This window comes from Bacillus sp. N3378-2at, assembly GCF_033412715.1.
Classification (GTDB): Bacteria; Bacillota; Bacilli; order Bacillales; family Bacillaceae; genus Bacillus; species Bacillus subtilis.
This window is the reverse complement of record NZ_CP117986.1, coordinates 3,365,400-3,387,213: the sequence shown is the minus strand read 5'-3', so window position 1 is coordinate 3,387,213 and position 21,814 is coordinate 3,365,400. Positions and strand designations below refer to the sequence as shown.

At 41.8% G+C, this 21,814-nt stretch carries 26 protein-coding genes; all 26 read right to left on the bottom strand.

The window, feature by feature from the left end; translation table 11 throughout:
* Window positions 1-1,194 carry a cell division topological determinant MinJ gene (gene minJ / locus PUN35_RS18110; RefSeq protein ID WP_003228042.1) on the bottom strand — a complete coding sequence of 398 codons (1,194 nt, stop codon included), beginning with the start codon at window positions 1,192-1,194 and terminating at the stop codon, window positions 1-3.
* 78 nt (window positions 1,195-1,272) lie between these two features.
* Window positions 1,273-1,626, bottom strand: a complete 354-nt coding sequence (gene swrA / locus PUN35_RS18105) for a swarming motility protein SwrAA (protein ID WP_015251121.1) — start codon at window positions 1,624-1,626, stop codon at window positions 1,273-1,275.
* Between the two features lie 383 nt (window positions 1,627-2,009).
* On the bottom strand, window positions 2,010-3,452 hold the full coding sequence (gene ctpB / locus PUN35_RS18100) for a carboxy-terminal processing protease CtpB (protein ID WP_014481034.1): 1,443 nt from the start codon (window positions 3,450-3,452) through the stop codon (window positions 2,010-2,012).
* 139 nt (window positions 3,453-3,591) lie between these two features.
* Complete coding sequence (gene ftsX / locus PUN35_RS18095) at window positions 3,592-4,482, bottom strand: permease-like cell division protein FtsX (RefSeq protein ID WP_009968247.1); 891 nt, start codon at window positions 4,480-4,482, stop codon at window positions 3,592-3,594.
* Window positions 4,475-5,161, bottom strand: a complete 687-nt coding sequence (ftsE, locus tag PUN35_RS18090; protein ID WP_014481035.1) for a cell division ATP-binding protein FtsE — start codon at window positions 5,159-5,161, stop codon at window positions 4,475-4,477. The genes ftsX and ftsE overlap by 8 nt, the downstream gene beginning before the upstream one ends.
* Window positions 5,162-5,394: 233 nt before the next feature.
* On the bottom strand, window positions 5,395-5,733 hold the full coding sequence (gene cccB / locus PUN35_RS18085) for a cytochrome c551 (protein WP_014481036.1): 339 nt from the start codon (window positions 5,731-5,733) through the stop codon (window positions 5,395-5,397).
* Between the two features lie 48 nt (window positions 5,734-5,781).
* Window positions 5,782-6,627: a YitT family protein gene (locus PUN35_RS18080; protein WP_041333322.1), complete on the bottom strand. Its 846-nt coding sequence runs from the start codon at window positions 6,625-6,627 to the stop codon at window positions 5,782-5,784.
* Between the two features lie 165 nt (window positions 6,628-6,792).
* Window positions 6,793-7,894 (bottom strand): peptide chain release factor 2 gene (gene prfB, locus PUN35_RS18075; protein ID WP_097080574.1). Its coding sequence is split into 2 segments (ribosomal slippage): window positions 6,793-7,821 and window positions 7,823-7,894, totalling 1,101 coding nucleotides; the frame shifts between segments, so codons are not numbered across the junction.
* A gap of 69 nt (window positions 7,895-7,963) precedes the next feature.
* A complete protein-coding gene (gene secA, locus PUN35_RS18070; RefSeq protein ID WP_014481039.1) occupies window positions 7,964-10,489 on the bottom strand; it encodes a preprotein translocase subunit SecA in 2,526 nt (841 codons plus the stop codon).
* A 167-nt stretch (window positions 10,490-10,656) separates the two neighbouring features.
* Window positions 10,657-11,226 carry a ribosome hibernation promotion factor gene (gene hpf, locus PUN35_RS18065; RefSeq protein WP_003228031.1) on the bottom strand — a complete coding sequence of 190 codons (570 nt, stop codon included), beginning with the start codon at window positions 11,224-11,226 and terminating at the stop codon, window positions 10,657-10,659.
* Between the two features lie 190 nt (window positions 11,227-11,416).
* Entirely contained in the window at window positions 11,417-11,794 is a 378-nt protein-coding gene (locus PUN35_RS18060) for a DUF8042 domain-containing protein (protein WP_003244377.1), read from the bottom strand.
* A 9-nt stretch (window positions 11,795-11,803) separates the two neighbouring features.
* Window positions 11,804-12,145, bottom strand: coding sequence for a flagella biosynthesis regulatory protein FliT (fliT, locus tag PUN35_RS18055; protein ID WP_014481040.1), 342 nt, complete (start codon window positions 12,143-12,145; stop codon window positions 11,804-11,806).
* Window positions 12,142-12,543: a flagellar export chaperone FliS gene (fliS, locus tag PUN35_RS18050; protein ID WP_014481041.1), complete on the bottom strand. Its 402-nt coding sequence runs from the start codon at window positions 12,541-12,543 to the stop codon at window positions 12,142-12,144. The genes fliT and fliS overlap by 4 nt, the downstream gene beginning before the upstream one ends.
* Before the next feature lie 21 nt (window positions 12,544-12,564).
* The gene (locus tag PUN35_RS18045) at window positions 12,565-14,061 is read right to left on the bottom strand and encodes a flagellar hook-associated protein 2 (RefSeq protein ID WP_014481042.1); all 1,497 of its coding nucleotides are present in this window, start codon (window positions 14,059-14,061) and stop codon (window positions 12,565-12,567) included.
* 17 nt (window positions 14,062-14,078) lie between these two features.
* Window positions 14,079-14,408 carry a flagellar protein FlaG gene (flaG, locus tag PUN35_RS18040; RefSeq protein WP_015714794.1) on the bottom strand — a complete coding sequence of 110 codons (330 nt, stop codon included), beginning with the start codon at window positions 14,406-14,408 and terminating at the stop codon, window positions 14,079-14,081.
* A gap of 233 nt (window positions 14,409-14,641) precedes the next feature.
* Entirely contained in the window at window positions 14,642-15,559 is a 918-nt protein-coding gene (gene hag / locus PUN35_RS18035; RefSeq protein WP_014481043.1) for a flagellin Hag, read from the bottom strand.
* Between the two features lie 144 nt (window positions 15,560-15,703).
* Window positions 15,704-15,928, bottom strand: coding sequence for a carbon storage regulator CsrA (gene csrA, locus PUN35_RS18030; RefSeq protein ID WP_014481044.1), 225 nt, complete (start codon window positions 15,926-15,928; stop codon window positions 15,704-15,706).
* Window positions 15,922-16,353, bottom strand: coding sequence for a flagellar assembly protein FliW (gene fliW, locus PUN35_RS18025; protein WP_003228007.1), 432 nt, complete (start codon window positions 16,351-16,353; stop codon window positions 15,922-15,924). Before fliW ends, csrA begins: the two co-directional genes overlap by 7 nt.
* A 20-nt stretch (window positions 16,354-16,373) precedes the next feature.
* Window positions 16,374-16,949 carry a DUF6470 family protein gene (locus tag PUN35_RS18020; protein ID WP_014481045.1) on the bottom strand — a complete coding sequence of 192 codons (576 nt, stop codon included), beginning with the start codon at window positions 16,947-16,949 and terminating at the stop codon, window positions 16,374-16,376.
* 46 nt (window positions 16,950-16,995) lie between these two features.
* Window positions 16,996-17,892, bottom strand: a complete 897-nt coding sequence (gene flgL / locus PUN35_RS18015) for a flagellar hook-associated protein FlgL (protein WP_014481046.1) — start codon at window positions 17,890-17,892, stop codon at window positions 16,996-16,998.
* A 10-nt stretch (window positions 17,893-17,902) separates the two neighbouring features.
* Window positions 17,903-19,426, bottom strand: a complete 1,524-nt coding sequence (gene flgK / locus PUN35_RS18010; protein ID WP_014481047.1) for a flagellar hook-associated protein FlgK — start codon at window positions 19,424-19,426, stop codon at window positions 17,903-17,905.
* Between the two features lie 18 nt (window positions 19,427-19,444).
* Complete coding sequence (flgN, locus tag PUN35_RS18005) at window positions 19,445-19,927, bottom strand: flagellar protein FlgN (RefSeq protein WP_014481048.1); 483 nt, start codon at window positions 19,925-19,927, stop codon at window positions 19,445-19,447.
* Between the two features lie 15 nt (window positions 19,928-19,942).
* Window positions 19,943-20,209, bottom strand: coding sequence for a flagellar biosynthesis anti-sigma factor FlgM (gene flgM, locus PUN35_RS18000; RefSeq protein ID WP_014481049.1), 267 nt, complete (start codon window positions 20,207-20,209; stop codon window positions 19,943-19,945).
* An 80-nt stretch (window positions 20,210-20,289) separates the two neighbouring features.
* Entirely contained in the window at window positions 20,290-20,709 is a 420-nt protein-coding gene (locus tag PUN35_RS17995; protein WP_014481050.1) for a TIGR03826 family flagellar region protein, read from the bottom strand.
* 72 nt (window positions 20,710-20,781) lie between these two features.
* Window positions 20,782-21,504 carry a comF operon protein ComFC gene (gene comFC, locus PUN35_RS17990; RefSeq protein WP_014481051.1) on the bottom strand — a complete coding sequence of 241 codons (723 nt, stop codon included), beginning with the start codon at window positions 21,502-21,504 and terminating at the stop codon, window positions 20,782-20,784.
* Entirely contained in the window at window positions 21,468-21,764 is a 297-nt protein-coding gene (gene comFB, locus PUN35_RS17985) for a late competence protein ComFB (RefSeq protein ID WP_003227989.1), read from the bottom strand. The genes comFC and comFB overlap by 37 nt, the downstream gene beginning before the upstream one ends.
* Between the last annotated feature and the right edge of the window lie 50 nt (window positions 21,765-21,814).

Sequence of the window (21,814 nt, the reverse complement as noted above, 5' to 3'; positions counted from 1 at the left end):
TTATGATCCAGAAGCGGCTGCTTCGTCTTCACGGTCATCCTTTACGAAGAGGATGCCCAATTCATGATGTTCTCCTTCATAAGAAGCTCGCTGGTCAAAACGAATTTCTCCATTCAAACCGATAATTTCAAGCTTCACGTATGCACGGTTATGCTGGAGCGCTTCATAGAAATCAGAAACGTTCTTAACCGGTATACCATTGACTTTCGTTATGATTTCCCCGATTTTCAATTCCAGATCCTCAGCCGGCGTATTGGGGATAATCCCAAGCACCATTAAGCCCTGATCCCTTTTCGAGAAATAAAACGGAGCCGCGTTATCATTCACTCTTTGCTTTATGGACAGAAAAATACGCCCTAACAAAGCAGTACAGACCGCTGCACCTGCAAGCGGCGTCCACAGTAAGCTCGCTGCACCGAGAACTGCGACGGCAAGACCGAGAATACAAACGCGTTTCGCTGTGATCCTTATACTCGTTTCAGGCAGCGATCCCTGTACCCTTTGTCCAAATCCGACAAAGTAAGGAATCCATAGAAAATGGAATGAGCCGCCGGGAACCGTAAACACGGGCCACCAGCTAAGGTGCGATTCTAAACCATTACCGGGCACGAGAAGGAACAGCGGCAAAAGCCAAACCCGGTTTGCCAGCTGCTGTCCGATCGGCAAACCGCGGCTGCTTACGACAAGTGCCGGTGATGTTCTCACATGCGCAGAACGATAAGCAACCGCTCCTTCAGTGATAATCAGCAAACCTAGAAACACAGCCACAGCCGGCCAAACAACTGCAAATCCTTGCGGAAATCTCTCTAGGAAGGGCTCCGCCTGATATATTTGCAGTCCAAAACCTATCAGCATACTCACACTGACGATATATGCAGCAGACATCCAGTTTGCGCGAAGAGTGAACGCTGCCGCTGCAGTGATAACGGCAATAATCGCAAGTAAACCGAGAGGAATCGATATTCCGAGTCCACCTAAAATAACTGACAAAAGAAGACCTGGAATCAGTCCCTTTGTATATGTAAATTTCAGATCATCATAAATATCTGCTATTCTTGTATGAAAGGTTTTTCGTTCCCGTTTGATTCTTACATAGCCGAAAGCCAGGGTTATGATGATAAAAAACCAGAAAAGCGGGTGTAAGAAGAACAAGCCCGCGCTTTTTAACAGTTCAATTCCCCATTGAACAGACACTATCTCTCACCGCCTCAAGCCAAACATGTTACTCATATTCTATCAAATATTAAATGGCTTGGATATCCTCAGGAGAGTTTATCTCTCTTGCGTCATCCACAGCGTGACATTCGATAGTGAAAAATCCTTTAAATAGTGGTTTACATCCACATCCAATAACCCGCTGATTAGATGCATCGACCTTTTTATATCTGTCAGATTAATTCCTAATCGCTTATGGTTTTTCATTAAGTAGTTAAAATAATGTTTGGCGCATTCCTCATTAATGTCATTTACTGATTCGACATTGGTGTAATTGACCAAATATCTGCTGAACAGCATAAGAAGACTTAGTGCTTTTGTAGCTGAAAATGTTACGTCTTGTGTTCTGTCTTTTAATTGTTCCACTAATTCATAATATTTTTTTTCACGCACAATACTTGCCCTCTTCAATTGTGAACCCCCATTTTCTTTATACAGATAAGCACGGGCCAGTATAAGCAGCAGTACTGGAGTGCTAACAAGCATTCTCGCTAACGTTACTCTTTAAATACCTGTCGTTCAGCTGCCATTAACCTGATTACTGTTCTTTTTAGAACCTTCTTATATTGTATGAAGTAAACAAAGACTAGGCAACTTGCAAAAGTTTCATTTTAAATGCATATTAACTCGTTAGAAAGTCTCTCTCATATATTGATATCGGGTAATAACAGTCCTTTATAAATGTTTATTTGTGAAAATTTTTTTAATTTCTTGTCAAAAACTCATTTTTTATGTGACTTATGATCCATAATCTCTTTAAGCACAAAGAAACAGGAGATGGAATACCATCTCCTTTAATTGACAAATAATGATTTCAATGCTGTTTGAAGCTGCAAATCATTTTTTTCATCTGATTTTTTCTTTTCTATCTGCCGGTTTAATGTCTCTGCAGTGCGAGTGTCGATCACACCGGTTTTATTCAGCTTGTTTTGATCCTGAAAAGCCATAACCGCTTTTTTCATGTCTTTGCTGAAATAGCCATCCTCACGTCCCGGATCAAAGCTGAGACCTTTTAACAATACCTGCGCATGCTTGACGTCTTCATTGTTCATGTCCACTTTAAGCGGCTCTTTCAGCTGTAAAGGCCCGGCGGAAAAATAATCGGGCTGCTTAATCGCAATGGTCGGTTCAATTCCTTTCTTATGAATCCAGTTTCCATTTGGCGTCAGCCACTTGTAAAGCGTTAATTTGATGTTGCTGCCGTCCCCCATTGGCACAGCCTGTTGAACCGTTCCCTTTCCAAAAGACGTATCGCCTACAACATCATAATGGCCAGCTTCCTTTAATGCGCCGGCAAGAATTTCTGATGCAGAGGCACTTCCTTTATCCGTAATCACATTGACAGGGTACGCTTTTTTATGGGTCAATGTTGAAAAATAACGTTTTTTATCCCCATTGCGTTCAGCAATCTGAATATACGGCTGATCCTTTGTAACGAAATGCTTAAGAATTTCTTCCACACTTTGAAGATATCCGCCCGGGTTGCCGCGTACATCAATGACAAGTCCTTCTATTTCTTTTTTCTCAAGCTCCCTCAGCGCTTTTGCAAAATCCTCTGCGGTGTGCTCAGAAAAAGTAGAGATGGCAATATATCCGACAGAATGCCCCTGTACTTTTTTCTCTGATGCAAAAACCGTTTCGAGTGGAATCTCAGCTCTCTTGATCCGGAATGACAGCTGCTTCTTCGTTCCAGGCCGCTGAATCTTCATTGAAACGCTGGACCCTTTTTTTCCTCTTATTTTTAACACAGCGTGGTTTAAATCCTTGCCGGCCATCGATTCTCCATTGATGCTGATAATTTCATCATTAGGCTTCAACCCGGCTTTTTCCGCTGGCGATTTCTTGAATGGGGAAACAATAATAATTTTGCCGTCTTCCATGCCAACCTCAGCCCCGATGCCTTCAAATGAGGAATCAAGAGAATCAGAAAATTGCTTAGCTGTCTGCTTATCCATGTAAACAGAATAAGGATCATTTAGCGTAGACAGCATTCCCTGGATGGCTCCCTCGAGCAGCTTTTCTCTATCTACTTTTTCTACGTACTCATTCGAAATTAACTCATACGCTTTTTCGATTTTGTCCATAGCTTTATCCCGTTCAGAGTCAGCTTGTGCCGTCGCGGGAACTGCTGCAGTCTGGGGCTTATCCATCTCAAGCAGGTTGATTCCCGCATATACACCGGCGCCTCCGAACAGCATGCTCCCTGCTGCTATCACAGCCATTATTTTTTGATTCATCCTTTACTCCTCCTGTATGCCAGACTGTCTTTACCAAAACCTAGAGATAGTATATGTAAAGGATGGAGATTTCATGTAATCATAGAAGAAAAAGAAGGCAAATGAAAAGCCGTCCCGAAAGCGGAACGGCTTTTTCACTTTATACTCGCAAAAACTTGCGGATGGAAGTCAGACTTCCCCATACTCCAATTACTGCGCCGATTGCAATCAGCACTAGCGAAACTTGGAATACAAATGGATTATAAGGAAGAAGAGAGACAAATGATCCTTGAACCTTTGGAACGACCCATCCGATGACGTATTGGTAAGTGCTCAGCACCAGTGCAATCGGAATCACAGAACCGAATACGCCTAGCAGCAATCCTTCAAGGAAAAACGGCCAGCGGATAAACCAGTTTGTCGCACCGACAAGCTTCATGATTTCAATTTCTTTTCTTCTTGCGAAAATTGTAATTTTAATGGTGTTGGAAATTAAGAACATCGCCGTAAATACCAGGCCGATAATTAACGCGATTCCGATGTTGCGGGAAACGCCGACCACTTTAAACAAACGGCTGACCTCTTCTTTTCCATAAGTGACTTTATAAACATGATCCATTTTTTCGATCTTTTTCGCCACGTTCGGCGTATCATGCGGATCTGTCGTTTTGACGACAAACGCATCATTAAGCGGGTTTTCCTGATCCTTCATTGTCAGGGATTTTCCGCTGTCACCAAAACTGTCAACCAGCTGGTCAAGCTCTTTTTCTTTAGATGAAAAAGTGACACTCTGAATGCCCTTCAGTTCCTTAATATCGTTCTGAAGCTTGTCCTGTGCCTTCTGATCTGCAGTCAGATCAATCAGCACTTTGATTTCGACTTGTTTTTCAGCATTCGTGGCCATGTTATTCAAATTCAGCATAATCACTAAAAACACGCCGACTAAAATCAGCGTAACGGTTACAGCACTAATGGATGCAAATGTCATCCATGTGTTTCTCCCGAGAGATTTAAAACTCTCACGCAAGTGGCGCCCGAGAATTTTAATCATATGAACCATACTCCCCTCTTGACTCATCACGCACAATGATACCATCTTCGATTGCAATGACACGTTTCTTCATGGTGTTTACGATTTCTTTATTATGTGTCGCCATCACGACTGTTGTCCCGCGGTTATTAACTTCCTCCAGCGTCTTCATGACTTCCCAGGACGTATCCGGATCAAGGTTTCCTGTCGGTTCATCAGCAATGACAACATCAGGGTTGTTCACAATTGATCTGGCAATAGATACACGCTGCTGCTCCCCGCCTGAAAGCTGGTCAGGAAATTGTCGCGCTTTATGCTTCAGCTGCACGAGATCAAGCACTTCAAGCACCCGTTTCTTAATGACAGACGGCTGTTCTCCAATCACTTCAAGGGCAAATGCCACATTTTCAAAAACAGTTAGTTTCGGAAGAAGCTTGAAATCCTGAAAGACAACGCCTATTTTGCGGCGCACGAAAGGAATCTCTTTTTCTTTAATTGTCGCGAGATCTTTATGATTGATTAAAATTTGTCCTTTTGTCGGTTTTTCTTCTCTGTAAATCATTTTTATAAAAGTAGATTTACCCGCTCCGCTCGGACCAACAACATACACAAACTCACCGGGATGAATGGTAACAGAAATCCCATTGAGCGCTTTTACGCCGTTCGGATAGGCTTTATATACTTCCTTCATCTCTATCATGAAATCACCTAATCTTTTATATCATTTTATCTATCACACGGTCATACTCTTCGAATGCATTCGACAATTTATGACCCATTCATTTGTAAAAAGATGAAAAATCTGAAAGTTCCCTTTTTCAATACACTTCATTATACGTCAAATTTAGACATAATACTATTACAGTTTCTTTTCATTCATATTGTCAAGGCATAAAAACATCCTTGCCGGCACTCGGCAAGGATGTTTTTATCTTACTTTTTTTCTGACAGCCATTTGGCAATAACAGCGGCTTCGTTATCCTCTACAAGCCCCTTTGGCATATTGCCGCGGCCGTTTTTAATAATGCTTTCAATTTTGTGTTCATCGTATTTGCCTCCGACCTCTTGGAGATTAGGCCCTGACACACCTTCTAAATCCTTGCCGTGGCAGCCTACGCAGCTTTGCTGATATAATTCTTCCCCTTCAGATGCAGTGGCTTCCGTCTTGCTGCCAGTGTCTGTCTTCTCTTCTTTTGCATCGTTTGATCCGCAGGCAGCCAACAGAACAGAAAGCGCAAATCCAATCATTAGTATCGATAACTTTGATTTCATGTTGAGAAGCACAACTCCTTTACGATCTCTTCCATATTATAACCTCGTTTAAGCGCGTTTGAAACCCTCGCCCAGCACCTCGCTCGCGTCTGCTACAATCACAAAAGCTGACTCATCAATCTGTTTGACGATTTGTTTCAATTTGGTGAATTCAGTTTGCCCAACCACGCACATTAAAATCGGACGGTCATCATCAGTATATCCGCCGACTGCAGAGATTTTTGTCACGCCTCTGTCAATCTTCTGTAAGACAGCCTCCTTGACAGCCTGCTCCTGCTTTGTAATGATGAGCGCCATTTTTGAACGATTAAAGCCGACTTGCACAACATCAATGGTTTTGCTGGACACATAGACGCCAAGCATGGCATATAAGCCTTGCTCAATATTAAATACAATCATAGCCGTAACAACGATCATTCCGTCAATGATGGCGAGACACTTCCCCAATGACAGACCGGAGTACTTATGAATGATCTGTGCAGCCAAGGCTGTTCCTCCCGTCGAACCTTTCCCTAAGTACACAATACCAATTCCGATACCTATCCCGACACCGCCAAAAATCGCCGCCAAGAGTTCATGATGAGTGGCGGGCTGAATATCCCTTGTCAAAAACACAACTAGCGGCAAAAACACAGAACCAGCAAGCGTCTTTAGCCCAAATTTCCCGCCGAGCAAAATGACGCCAGCAATAAATAAAGGGATATTAATAATCCACTGTACATACGCTGCTTCAAAACCATATGATTGTAAAATCGTACTGATCCCGCTGACACCGCCGGCGGCAATCTTGTTCGGAAGCAAAAATACATTAAAGGACACGGCCGTAATCGCTGCTCCTACTAATATGTATACATAATCCCGCAAAATCCACAATGTTTTATTCCGTACGTCCATCATATATCCTCCGTTTCTTCCAATGCTCTCCGATAGCATTTTAATCCTTCCCTGATTAGATGTAAATAACACCCAAATACAGTGGTAATATGCTAAAGCAGCAGTGAAATCAAGGATATAAGGAATAAAAAAACACACCCGTATGCATCAGGTGTGTTTTTCAGCTTATGAAAGCTTAGAACGCAGGTAGGCATCAATAAACGTATCAATGTCACCATCCATTACAGCTTGAACGTTCCCCATTTCTGTATTGGTCCGATGGTCTTTTACCATGGAATACGGATGGAATACATAAGAACGGATTTGGCTGCCCCAGCCGATTTCTTTTTGTTCACCACGAATTTCATCCAGTTCAGCCTGCTGCTCTTCAATTCTGCGCTGATACAGCTTGGCCTTCAGCATTTTCATGGCTCTTTCACGGTTTTTAATTTGTGAGCGCTCCGTTTGGCATGTCACAACTACGTTCGTCGGCAAGTGAGTAATCCGAACGGCTGAATCCGTCGTATTGACGTGCTGTCCGCCCGCGCCGCTTGCACGGTACGTGTCAACTTTAATATCCTCCGCACGAATATCAATATCAATTTCATCGTTAAATTCAGGCATGACTTCACATGAAACGAAAGATGTGTGGCGGCGGCCTGATGAATCAAATGGTGAGATCCGCACAAGACGATGGACACCTTTTTCTGCTTTGAGATACCCGTAAGCGTTATGTCCTTTGATGAGCAATGTCACTGACTTGATTCCAGCCTCGTCACCTGGAAGGTAATCGAGTGTTTCTACTTTAAAGCCGCGGCGCTCTCCCCATCTTGTATACATTCTAAGAAGCATAGAGCCCCAGTCCTGTGACTCTGTACCGCCAGCACCAGGGTGCAGTTCTAAAATCGCGTTATTTTTATCATACGGCTCGCTGAGAAGAAGCTGAAGCTCAAACTCATTGAAGTCTTTTGTTAATGATTTTAGTTCTTTTTCAAGCTCAAGCTGGAGATCAGTGTCCGGCTCTTCTTTCAAAAGATCATGAGTCATTTGTAATTCTTCGTGGGATTCATTCAATTTTTTATACGAATTGACATAATCCTTTAAACCGTTTGCTTCATTTATAACCGTTTGAGCTTTTTGCTGATCATTCCAGAATTCCGGATCAGCCATTTGTTCATCTAGCTCAGCAATGCGGGCCTCCTTTGATTCGAGGTCAAAGAGACCCCCTAAAGTCCGCTAAACGAGAAGCCATATTTTCGAGCTCTGCTCTGATTTCTGATAATTCCATTTCATTCACCTCATTAAAAGATCCGCAGGCGCCTGCAGGCGCCGCGGTCAGTAAACTTGCCGGGGCGAACTATTCAGTACGGCCGCAGCAATTTTTATATTTTTTCCCGCTTCCGCAGTGGCATGGGGCATTTCGGCCGATATCAACCACTTTGCGAACCGGTGCTTTCTTTGCTTTTTTGTTATCGTCGCCTTCTTGCGGCTGATGAGCTGTTGTTTGGCCTTGTACAACCTCTTCACGCTCCAGATTGTTTTCAATCTCAGCTTTCATCACAAATTTTGCGACCTCGTCCTCAATTGATTCAATCATATGCTCAAACATCGCAAAACCTTCCATTTGATACTCACGAAGAGGGTTCGTCTGCGCGTAAGCACGAAGGTGAATCCCTTGGCGAAGCTGATCCATCGCATCAATATGATCCATCCATTTAGAATCAACGGCACGAAGAACGATAACTTTTTCGAATTCGCGCATTTGCTCTTTGCCGAATTGCTCTTCCTTCTCATTATATTTTGTGATGATGCGATCCATAATGAGCTCAAGCATTTCATCCGGTTCTTTCCCGAAGATATCGCTCTTCTCAAGCGCACCTTCATCAAGATAAGTTGTGTTGATAAGATCAACTAGACCGTCAAGCTTCCACTCCTCAGGAAGCTCTTCTCTTGGCGTATAGGCTGCAATTGCGCGTTCGAGAGAAGACTTGATCATATTTTCAACGATTTCACGCAGGTTTTCAGAGTCAATGACTTCAAAGCGCTGCTTATAAATGACCTCACGCTGCTGGCGGAGAACATCATCATATTGCAGAAGCTGTTTACGAGAATCGAAGTTATTGCCTTCGACTCGTTTTTGAGACGATTCAACCGCGCGAGATACCATTTTGCTTTGGATTGGAGTAGAGTCGTCCATGCCGAAGCGGTCCAGCATCGCCATTGTCCGCTCAGCTCCGAATCTGCGCATCAATTCATCTTCCATAGAAAGATAAAATTGAGTAATCCCCGGGTCTCCCTGACGTCCGGAACGACCTCGAAGCTGATTGTCAATCCGGCGTGATTCATGTCGTTCTGTTCCGACAACAGCGAGTCCGCCAAGCTCTTTTACACCTTCGCCAAGCTTAATGTCCGTTCCGCGCCCCGCCATGTTAGTCGCAATCGTAACTGCGCCTTTTTGGCCGGCCTCTTCAATGATCTGCGCTTCACGTTCATGGTTTTTGGCATTTAACACTTGATGCGGAATTCCTTTGTTTTTAAGCAGCTTAGAAATCAATTCAGATGTTTCAACGGCAACCGTACCGACTAGAACAGGCTGTCCCGTCATGTAACGCTGTGCGACATCCTCCGCAACTGCCTTAAACTTTCCTTCCATCGTGCGGTAAATTAAATCAGGACGGTCATCACGGACAACAGGCCTGTTGGTAGGGATCGTGACAACCTGCATGTTGTAGATGTTGCGGAATTCTTCTTCCTCTGTCTTAGCTGTACCCGTCATACCGGCAAGTTTTTGGTACATTCGGAAGTAGTTTTGGAACGTAATCGTCGCCAAGGTCATGCTTTCGTTTTGAATCTCAAGCCCTTCCTTCGCTTCAATCGCTTGGTGAAGCCCCTCACTGTAGCGGCGGCCTTTCATCAGACGTCCCGTGAAGGAATCAACAATAACAACCTGTCCGTCTTCCACTACATAGTCAACGTCCTTTTGCATCGCAACGTGAGCTTTTAAGGCCTGGTTGATATGGTGGTTGAGCGCGACATGCTTCACATCAAAGAGGTTATCGATGCCGAACGCTTTTTCCGCCTTCGTCATTCCTTCTTCAGTAAGCTGTACAGCTTTTGTTTTGATATCGTACGTGTAATCCTTCTCCGCTTTTAACGTACGGACAAAAGCATTTGCCTGTACGTACAGCTTAGTGGATTTGGCAGCTTGTCCAGAAATGATAAGAGGTGTTCTCGCTTCATCAATTAAAATAGAGTCAACTTCATCTATTACCGCAAAATGAAGCGGGCGCTGAACCATCTGCTCTTTATAAAGAACCATATTGTCACGCAAATAGTCGAAGCCAAGCTCATTGTTTGTAGAGTAAGTAATGTCAGCTGCATAAGCTTCCCGTTTTTCGTCTTTTGACATTGAGTTTAAATTCAAGCCGACAGTCAGACCGAGAAACTCGAAAATTTTCCCCATTTGTTCAGCGTCACGGCTTGCCAAGTATTCGTTGACAGTCACGACGTGTACGCCTTTACCTGTTAACGCATTTAAATAAACAGGCAGAGTAGACGTTAATGTTTTCCCTTCCCCTGTTTTCATTTCCGCGATATTTCCGTCATGAAGCGCTACGCCCCCCATGAGCTGGACTTTAAACGGAAACATACCTGTTACGCGGCGTGAAGCTTCTCGAACAACAGCGAAAGCTTCAACAAGAAGATCATCCGTTGTCGCCCCTTTTTCAAGACGCTCTTTAAATTCAATTGTTTTATGTTTCAACGCGTCGTCAGAGAGATTTTCATAGTCTCCGCGAATCGCATCAATATCGTTAGCAATTTTTTCGTATCTATTCAGCGTACGTTTTGTTGGATCAAACATTTTATTTAAAATTCCAAGCATTTATAACGCTCCTCTATCATCACATGCCTATTTTAAAGGCATGTATAAATAATTTACTAGTCCATGTATACCTCTCATTATCATATCATACCTTTTGTTATTTCCAAAGAATTTGCAAATAAGAAAAACAAAAACCTTCCGCGGACATCACGGAAGGCTTCTCTTCATTATTCAGTCGGTTCAATTAAGCCATATTTCCCGTCATTTCTGCGGTACACGACATTTGTAAGGTTTGTTTCCGCATTTGTGAAAACAAAGAAATTATGGCCGAGCATATTCATTTGCAGGATCGCTTCTTCACTATCCATCGGCTTTAAATTAAAGCGTTTCTGACGGACGATATCCAAGCTCTCCTCCTCTTCTATGTCATCCTGAACCGCAATATCTGTATCAGAGCCAAGACCGTTTGCCAATAAATATTTTGGAGAGCCCTGCTCACGGAATTTACGGTTTACTTTCGTTTTATGCTTACGGATTTGACGTTCCAGTTTGTTTGTTGCGAGATCAATTGCGTTGTACATATCCTCGTTATGCACCTCGGACCGAAGCGCCAGATCTGTCATCGGAATCGTAACCTCAACCTTAGACTCCTTGTCATTGTAAAACTTCAAGTTGACGTTCACATCAGCATCCACGCTATGGTCAAAATAGCGCTCCAGCTTGCCGATCTTCCTCTCGACATGATCCTTTAACGCGGGTGTCACTTCAATATTTTCTCCTCTGATGTTATAGTTCATCAAAGAACGCCTCCCTTTTATTAAGGATATGTATCTATTTCTCTTTTACCCTTTACAATTCCTGCTGAAACATAAATCTTTTGTGAAAATTCAGTGAACTTTGTCGAATTTTGTTTGTATTTGCTCTGTTATTGGCGGTTCGGAGGTATATGTATATGCTGATTGAACGAAACAAATACCTCACACACGCCTAATTGATTAAAAAGGGTTCCATACATTGATGAATAGACAGCATCCATTTTCTATAATGAATCAGAAAATGTTCCTTTAAATACTCACAGAACTCATGAGAGGGAAAAGAGAAAGAGACCAATTGATCAAACTCCGCAAAAATTTGGTCAAATGCTTTCACACAAATTTCAGCACACCGCGAATCCATAATGAAGAGAAGTGTTGAATGTGTTGAATCCAAATAAAAAAAGGCTTGGATCAGATCTTGGTAGATCCGATCCCCTTCTGTTTTTGATAAATTCTCTTCAGCCTCTATCAAATAACACAACCCTTCTTCAATGGTAAAAAGAAGATGATAATAAGCTGATAAAAGCGTATAATCTTCAATGCTCTTCAAGGCACTCACCTATTTACGCTTGTCATAATATGTGCCGTCAATCGTAATGTTGTTATAAGGGTTTAAATACGTCGTATGCATCACACGTTTTCTTTTCATCTGCTGAAGTTCTGCTGCGATTGACTGCTTCAGTCGTTCCATTTCCTTCACAATAAGCTGATCCCATGTCAGCACTAGCTTCATCTGCTTTCGCTCTTCTTCTGAAAGCGGCAGAGATATCTCCTGAATCAGTTCAGACCGTTTAGCCACAAAGTCTTCAATTTGTTTTAAAAGCTCATCGCTTTCCGGCGTATTTTGTATGTGTGACAGCATACTCTTCGTCTCAGTGTATAGTTGATCTATGTTATTCATGCGATCCCGCCTGATCCGTGCCGGTCCTTCCGTTCACTTTGAATGGCCTGTTTCCAAGCATCGCGAAAATCTGTTACATAGCCTTCAACCTCAGCCAGCATGCCCGTATCATTTTTGATATTTGCCTGTACCAATCTTCGATACATATAATCGTACATCGCACCCATGGAAGCGGAAAGCTCTATGTTACGGTTAAGTGTAAAATTTAATTCCTGAATAATATTTTGCGCTTTAATCAGATTCTCATTTTTACGTTCCATATCATCATTCTCAATGGCCTGAGAGGCAAGTCTTATAAATTTTAAACAGCCATTATACAGCATAAGCGTCAGCTCCCCGGGTGTAGCCGTATTCACTGAATTTTGCTGATAGGCTGTATATGGATTTTGGATCGCCATGTGTCATCCTCCAAATTACATTTATTGTACAAGAAGCTGTGATAAATAGGACGCTTGTTCGTTCATTTTTTGAATCGCAGAATCCATTGCACTGAATTTTGAATAATAGCGGTTTTCTATTGTGGTTAACCGGTCCTGCATTTTGGTAATATCAGTGCTGATCGTATTTAAATTTTTACCGATTGAATAATCATTGGTTCCCATTGTCGAGTTGCCGGCTTTTGCTTCAATGCTCTTCACCGTACTTTTCAGGGTGTCACCGATGCGTTTCATAATCCCTTTATCACTATAGGCGCTGCTGTTCGACCCACTTGTAAATAAAGCGGCAACGCTTTGCGGATCTTCTTGTATTTTGGCTTTCAGTTTGTCTTCATTAATCTCTAAATGCCCCCGCATTTGGTAAGCACTTGAGGTTGTTATGCCGAATTCTGTCAATTGATAGGTTTTCCCATCCGCATTAACTTGAGTATAAAAGTCAGTCCGCATTTGGTTTGTGCCGGTGCTGATGCTAGAATCATTTCTAAGCAATCCGCTTTTCGCCTTCTCCTCCCAGAGCTCTACCTCTTTATCGGACATGGCTTCTTTTTGTTCACTTGTCAACGGAGTATAGTCTCGGTATTTTTCTTCTTTCAGCTTTTCATTCAGGCTGTCAACCATTTCATTGTATTTATCTACAAACTCTTTGATTTGGTTATAAATTCCGTCAACATCAGTAGAAACAGATGTGGTAACAGGGCCTGTGGCTGCAGTTGTATTTTTAATCGAGTAAGTAACACCATTCACCGTGAAATTGTTTGTCAGCTTCTCCATTTCAAAGCCGTTGATTGTAACTTTGGCATTTGTGCCTTCTTTGTAAGCAGTGAGCTTATTATCAGCATCCAAAGAAAAACCAAGCTGACCGGACATAAAGTCAGCTGTAGCAGAGTCTGCTGCCTGTATACTGCCCCCTGCACCTGTTGCTTTAGAAGAAAACGCAATTGTTTCTACGTACTCTGTACCATTCCAAATTTTATCTTTAAAAGCTGATACTCCTAGATCTGAGCTGTTAAGTTTAGAAATCACATTATCAATCGTATCGGCGCTCGTCACACTAATGTTCACTGTTTTTGCCGTTGTTTCGCCAGGCGCAACAACGTTAAATGCCAAATTGTAATCGCCTTGAGTGTATCCCGTATAATTGTTTGCCTTATACGTTGCTGCGGTTGCCAAGCTCGCCACTTCAACAGTAGAAGAAGAGTTTGGTGCACTTGCGCTTCCTGTAGCAGTTAACACAGACTCATTAGAGCTTGTCACAGTTTTGCTCTGATACGTGCTAGGATATGTCAACGTATTTTTAGACATATAATCTTGCAATTCTTTTATTTTTGTATTGACTTCACGATAGCTGTCACGCTGCCATTCAAGAGTCTGCTTTTTTTGCTTCAGCTTATCAAGCGGGGCTCTTTCTGTCTGCATCAGCTTTGATACAATATCATCTATATCCATTCCTGACGCCAGACCTGTTATTCTTGTGACCATCTCAAACCACTCCTATTCTACTTTTTTTCATCTACAAATAACCCAAGAAATTCAGTCATAGCCGCATAAAAATCAAGCCACCGTTTTGGTGGAATTTCGCGGATCACTTCATTTGTAGAGTCCTCTATTACCTTTACATAGTATTCATTTAACTTGTCATGAAGCTCGAACTTCAGATGAACTTGCGAAGGTTCCAAAAGCTTGTTCATTTCCCCCACCATTTCAGCAAGATTGGTATCTGAAACTTGATGAACAGGAACCTCGTTATCATTATCTTTCTGATTATGTATTTGAGTATCATAACGATCCCAAACAGGTTGTAACGTAGTGAGCCTTTCAATGTTCAATTGATCATCCCCTATGCCCCAATCTATCGTTTATATCGACTAAATGGAGATAAGATTACACATATTTTTGGAAAAAAATCTTCTGTTTTAGATTTCTTGTTTGGAAATACATTTATAAAAAGTTAGTGGAGAATCCGGTTATTATATCACGAGTTAGTGACAGCAAGGGGGAAGTATTCGGAGCTAGAAATATTAAATAAAAGACCTTGGCGTTGCCAAGGTCTTTTTTAAAATTAACGTAATAATTGAAGTACGTTTTGCGGTTGTTGGTTTGCTTGAGCCAGCATCGCTTGAGAAGCCTGAGAAAGAATGTTGTTCTTTGTGAACTCGCTCATTTCTTTCGCCATGTCAACGTCACGGATACGAGACTCAGCAGCAGTCAGGTTTTCACCAGAAGCGCTTAAGTTGTTGATTGTGTGCTCAAGACGGTTTTGTACCGCACCTAATTTTGAACGTTGTTTAGAAACTGTGTTGATTGCGTCATCAACTGTTTTAAGTTGAGCATTGAATCCTACAGTAGCAGTGTCAGCCGCATTATCTTTAAATTTTGTTACGTCGATGTCAGATACTGCTTGTCCAGTAAGAAGTGTCGTACCGTCTGTATCTAAAGCACCAATTGCTGTAGCTGCCATGCTTTCAATGTTGACAGAAAGCTGTTGACTGCTGTTAGCTCCGATTTGGAATGTTAATGATTTACCGCTAGCTTGCGAGAAATCGCCATTAAGAAGTTTTTTACCGTTAAACTCAGTACGGTCAGAGATACCGTTAGCGTTTGTTCCGCCACCGATTTCTTCAACAAGTGAAGTGATCTCGTCTTGGATCGCTTGAAGGTCAGTACCATCTTGAGTACCTGTGTTTCCTGCTTGAACAACTAGTTCACGAACACGTTGAAGAATAGAGTGAGTTTCAGTCAATGCACCCTCAGCTGTTTGGATAAGAGAGATTCCGTCTTGAGAGTTTTTAGAAGCCATTTCAAGACCTCTGATTTGCCCTCTCATTTTTTCAGAGATCGCAAGACCCGCTGCGTCATCTCCCGCACGGTTGATACGAAGACCTGAAGACAGTTTCTCCATGTTCTTTTGGCTCGCACCGTTGTTTGAAGACAAACGGTTCAGTGTGTTAAGCGCTGCGATATTGTGGTTAATTCTCATTGTTTTGTTCCTCCTTGAATTTGTTGTTAAGGCACGTCCTTGTGCCCTTATTTTGTAACTGGCGGAGTCTTTTGCGCCTCCTCCCGGCTACATCATTAATATCGGATTGTCTCTGATTTTGTTAATACAAAAATAAAAAAATCCTCACTTTTTTTGTGAGGATAATGTGGAGATCACATCGCTGGATAACGCTGCCGCACGGTTATTTTCTTCCTGAATGGTCAAATAAATTTCTTTCCTATGAATATCAATATGCTTTGGGGCGTCAATTCCAAGCTTCACTTGATCCCCCTCAACCGCAATCACTTTCACTTCAATATCAGCACCTATTTGAATCGCTTCGTTTATTTTCCGCGATAAAACTAGCATGATTCTCCTCCAATCGGATGCTTTGTCGTATATGAGGAGTCGTGTAAAACGACTTGCTTAGCCATCATGTTCTTGCGATTCACAATAATGGGAGCCAATAAATTCGCAGTAGACTTTTCAAATGGCTCTGCCATAGTCAATATTGTCATGACTTCTACGTCTTGAATATTATCGATATCCAAAAGTTCAGCAGTTGATTCATCAAGATCAAATTCATAATTCTTAAAAAAGATAAACGGACTTACGACGATAAACGCAAGATTTTCTGAAGTGACGGACTGCAGTGCCACGAATGGAGAGTCTTCTGAAAGCGGAAGTATGACGAACTGTTTTTCTTCTAAAAAGCCTGGAATCCCGCTTTCAAAAAGAATGATTTGTTCTTCTTTTATGTTCATTTGGCCATGGTACTTCGTATGAATGATCATTGTTCACGATCCTTTTCTTTTTACTTTTCGGGTGATTCTTTCGGGTATTCTACATCTATATTTAAATCAGGGTATTGGAGCATGTCAACCTTAACATTTCCTGGCGTATATTCAACAATTGGCTTATGCGGCTCAGCCTGAATAACAGGCTTTCGCGGCGTAATCTGAACATCAAGCTGTGACGGAGTATATTGTATTTTCACCCTAGATAGAGAAGGAGCATAATTTTCGCCTAATTGAATTTGGTGCATTTCAGAGTTCCTCCTTGCTTGTGAAGCGATTGGGTTCCCTTTATTTTCAATTCTCATAAGCTCGTCGCCTTCTTCTGCCGTGCGCGCTATTCCCTTCATTACATCCTCATGCCCTTGTTGGGCGGCTTCTTCAATTCTCTTGAAAACATGCTTTCTGTCTAATTCTTCCCATGCTTGTGTCTGGTCAATCGTGAGTTTTCCAGGTGTCACCGATATTTCCATTTCCGCACTCGGCTGTTCGATCTCTAGATCAGCTTGAGGCTGCTCCATTTTTAAGCTGGCAGGCGTCGTTGTTAAACCAATTTTTCCTTGAACACTATGCATAATCAATCTGGGAATCTGCATCACTCTACCTCCTGAACTATAAAAAAAGCGAACTCCTAAGAGCCGCTTACTTTAAAAAGTCAATCAATGTAGGCTGAACAATTTGCGCATTAACGGCCAGAGTAGCCCTGTGCACACTTTGCTGCGCAATAAATTCAGTTATTACCTCTTCCAGTTCTACATCTTCATTGTCTGATAACACTTTGGTAGCTGTTTCTTCTTGCGCTGACAGTCTCGTATTAACCAGTTCAAGACGATTATATCTCGCTCCAAGATCAGATCGTTCAGCACTCATGCCGTCAGAAAAATGATCAATATCATCTAAAACATTGTCCATGCCATCTAGCGAACCAGAATTTAGTGCTTTCTCAAAAGAATCAAGCATTTCAAATACATTTTGCCCGCTTTCAGAAGTGCCTCCAAAAGCTGACTTTGGATCTGAATTCACTTTCAATGACATATTATTTGATATATTGACTACGACATCAGCTGTATCAGAAATTGTATAAGTTCCGTCTCCGTTATCTGTAACCGGAGGCTTATCTGAATTTGTGCCATTAAAGATATATCTGCCGTTCACTTGTGTATTCGCAATATTTAAAAGCTGTTCCTTTAACTGCTTTACTTCTACGCCAATCGCTTGCCGCTCCGCCTCGCCGTTTGTATCATTTTGAGCTTCAACCGCTAATTCTCTGACCTTTGACAAGATGTCAATTCCTTCTGTAATGTTTGTTTCTGTGTTTTCGAGCCAGGTAAAGGCTTGAGAGGCATTGCTTTTGTACTGCTGCACTTGAGACAGTTGCGTATTATACTTTAAGCTTTTCATTGCTACTACAGGATCGTCGGAAGCTTTTGAGATTTTTTTCCCTGAAGAAATCTGCGACTGGAGTTTATCCAGCTTCGAGTAGCTCGAACCGATATATCTCAGTGAGTTTTGCTGTATCATGCCTTGTGTTACTCTCATGTGACTCTACCTACCTTCCTCCAACACCCATACCGTTGATCACTTTATCAAGTAATTCGTCTTGTAAAGTCACCATTCTTGCAGCTGCATTGTATGCGTGTTGGAATTGAATCATATTCGTCATTTCTTCGTCTAAAGAAACTGCGCTCATTTGCTGACGGTTTATGTCAGCATCATTAAGCTGTGTTTCTGTATTAGACGCCAGTCGATTAGCCTCTTGAGCTTCGATCCCTAGCTCGCCAATCAGACCCGCATAATAATCTAAAACACTAGTTTCTTTACCGTTAATGGTTATTTTACCGGTTAAAACATTTGCTAATTTTGTAGCATTTGCGTTATCGTTGGCTGCACCAGTCAGTGAGAAAGCAATGTTTGCGCCTTTTGAATCTAATATGCTGTCAGCCACTTTGATCTTGCCCGCCGCGCCCTTGGCAGGTTCAGTTTCACCGCCAGTAAAATCAAAAAAGTCTCCGCCTTGTTCACCGCTCTTGGTCACACCATTTCTGTGCACTTCATTGAAAGCTTTCGCGAATTCAAGCGCCATATTGTCAAGATCAGAAAGCATTTCCGGGTATACGCCCTTTTCTTGGCCGTCTGCTGTTATATACCCGTAAGACTCTATAAATCCTAAAAGGGATCCCTTGCTGCTAAAGGACTCCGCCTGCACAGCTGTATCCCCGATTGAAATACTTGATACTAACCCAGTTTCATTATCATAGTTGGCTGCAAGTTCTGAAACCTCGTAATTTTTACCGTCCAAAACAGTTCCTAGCGACTGTTTATTTTTATCAAGGATTTCAATTGATACAGTTCCTTCAGCAGATGCAAGTGCATTCCCGCCTGATTTGTTGTAGCTGACTTTGATATCAACCATTGAGGATAATTTATCGATCAGCAAATCTCGCTGGTCATATAAGCCATTCGGAAGAAGCCCGACCGGCTCTACTTGTGCAATTTGCTTATTTAAACTGTTTAACTGAGAAAGCAGAGAATTGACATCCAACACAGTTGTATTTAGCTCTGCTTTTAAATTCGATTGGACATTTGTAAGTGATTCAGAAATATAATTAAACGTTTCAGCTACAGCTTGTCCTTTTCGAGCAACAACAGAACGTGCACTTTCTTCATTTGTATTATTCGATAATTCCTGCAGAGAATTCCAAAACGAATTGAGCACACTGTTCAAGCCGCTGTCATCCGTTTCATTTAAAACGCCTTCCATTTGGGACAGCGCTTTTGCCTTCGTGTCATAGTATCCGGCACTGTTGTTTTGAAGACGGTATTGGTAGTCAAGAAAGATATCTCTTATTCTCTCAACTGATTTTCCTTGAACGCCCGTACCCATTTGTCCCGCTGTTTTTTCTGCGTTTTTAGATACAGCAGGGAAATAGTCCGTTGCCTCCAATGAGACCCGCTGTCTTGTATAACCATCAGTATTGGCATTTGCCACGTTATTTGCAGTAGTGCTTAAAGCTGCCTGCTGAGCGCTTAACGCCCGCCTTGCAGTTTCAAGCCCCATAAAGGTAGATGTCATTTTCTGAATTCCTTTCTGCTAAGCTTTTGAATCAAACAGTTTCATTTGGCTGCTTTTCGGCAGCTCAGCTTTAATTGATTTGCTGTAATTGAAGTTATTTTCCTTAGGAACCAGCATATCGTACGAAATAGAGATGAATTGCAGCGCGTCTCTTGTCAGCTGCCTATTCATCTCATTTACTTTTTTCAGACGTCCGAGAACTTGAGAAAGAGATTCGTATAGTTGTTCCAGCTCTTCCTTTTCACTGCCTGAGGTTTTGGCGATACATGCGGATATAGTATTATTTTCGCTATATCCGAGAAAGGCCGAAGTTGTTTTGATCCGGTCATCTTCTGTCTGCGTGATTGCTTGAATATATTTTTGCTCTTTTGTCAAAATGTTAGAAAGCTCTTTTGTTTTGCCGGCTTTGAGCGCTTCCGTCTTTTCTTCAGACAGCGTGAGCAGGTGCTCATGCAGAACGCAAAGTCGCTTCAATTGTTCAATAATTGCCTTCGCTGACATGGGCTTTCTCCTTTTTTATTGCTTTTTATAAAAATTAATTATATTTTTCGCGATATGATTTGCGTCTACTTTGTATGACCCGTTTTCAATTTGCGCTTTAAGCTGCGCAATTTTTTCCTGTCGTGAACCAGTGACTGCGTCGGATGCATGTTGCATTTCTTTAGCCTGTGATGAAATTTCAATTTTATCTTGAGGCTGTGCAGCAGTTTTTTGCACCGCTTGCTTATCATAATTTTTTTGATATGGATTAACGGATTGTGTTCCAAATTGATTGATTTTCATAGGATTCCTCTCGCTTTCCGTTGCAGTCTTTAAACAATCTTAACCCTTTTATCGACTGCGTTTTCAGTTAGTTTAGGGAATCAGCTGTTTTTGGTATTATAGGCATAGTATGTGTCTTTTTTACTATTTTCTTTCTCGATTTTCAGAGCATCCTCGTGGTTCAAATGATCCATTTGATCCTTAATATCGGACTGGCAATCCTTGCAGAACTTGCCTTCTCTAATCGATGTCCCGCACTTTTCACAAGGGTATGCCAAATTAGGAAGATGAGTGATCTGAATTCGCTTCTGCCTGATGAATTTCAATATCAGCTCTTCTTCCACACCTGTTTCCTCAGTTATCCGGCTCAAAGTTGATTGCCGGTTTTCCTGTTTTCTTAAAAATTTATAGACAGTCTCAAATGATTTTTCTTCTTCCTTAATACACGCCTGACATACAGTTTGCAGCTTTGTTTTTAAAAATAAAGCATTGCATTTCGGACAATTAGCCAGTTCTCCCATCTTTTTTCTCCTTATTAGATAATATGCCTGTGTCAATTTCTAGTGATTATATCGGCATAAAAACAGAATCATTTAGCTTCTGATCAAGGTAAAAGATGACACTGAAGCGGCTTTTCCTTTTTCTAATAAGCAGCGGGCTGCGAAGTGCAAGGTGGCGCCTGTTGTATAAAGATCGTCTATTAAAATGATATTCATACCTTCTGCTGAATTATTTTTTGTATCAAAAATGCGCTCTGACAGCAGGCGTTCTGTTTTCTTTTTCTTTGACTGTTTCTCATTATTCAGGCGAATGAGGGGATGGTGGGAAGGCCGGTCTAAACATTCTGCCAAGAGCTGTGCCTGGTTAAATCCGCGCTCTTCTTCCCGTTCCTTGCTCAGCGGAATAGGTACAAGAACAAAATGCTTATCGGGGTAAACCTTAGAAAAGGTTGAAGAAAAATCACTTTTAAATGCATTTATGATTTCTGCATCTCCTCTAAATTTAAAACGGGAGAGCGTTTCTTTCATCATATCATTATATGTGTAAACTGAACGGTTTTGACGCAATAGCAAACTGTCTCTGATCCTTGTTCTCCACACCTCGCAATCCCTGCATACGGCATGAACAGATTGAGGTCTGCCGCACAGGGGGCAGATATGTCCTGTGATTTTCTTTAATTTGCTTCTGCAAGAATAACAAACCTTTTCATCAGGCTTTAGTAAAAAAAGGGCTCTCCATGTAACATCTTGAGAAAATTGCGAATCACATAATAAACAGATCAGTTTATGAATGCCTCCTCCTGCTTCGTTTGACATAAATCGCTTGGACTCTCTGAAACTACTGCAGCAGATTCAGCCAAAATGACAAGCATTGCTGTGTTTTTTTGTTTATCTACCAGCTCAGCTTTCGTATATGCGATCTTTTTAAAATCAGTAACGTAGGATGGACTCACTTTGTTTAAAGAAAGTGCCAATACATCGTTTTGGCATACTTGGCAAGTACAGGCCATATGAAGCTGGTCCATATATCGGTCGAGCAGTTCTTTCATTACGATTTCTTTTGAATTGACAAGCATTTTTACAGCTCCTCATCATCGGTTATATGAGTATACTGTACCACGTTTTC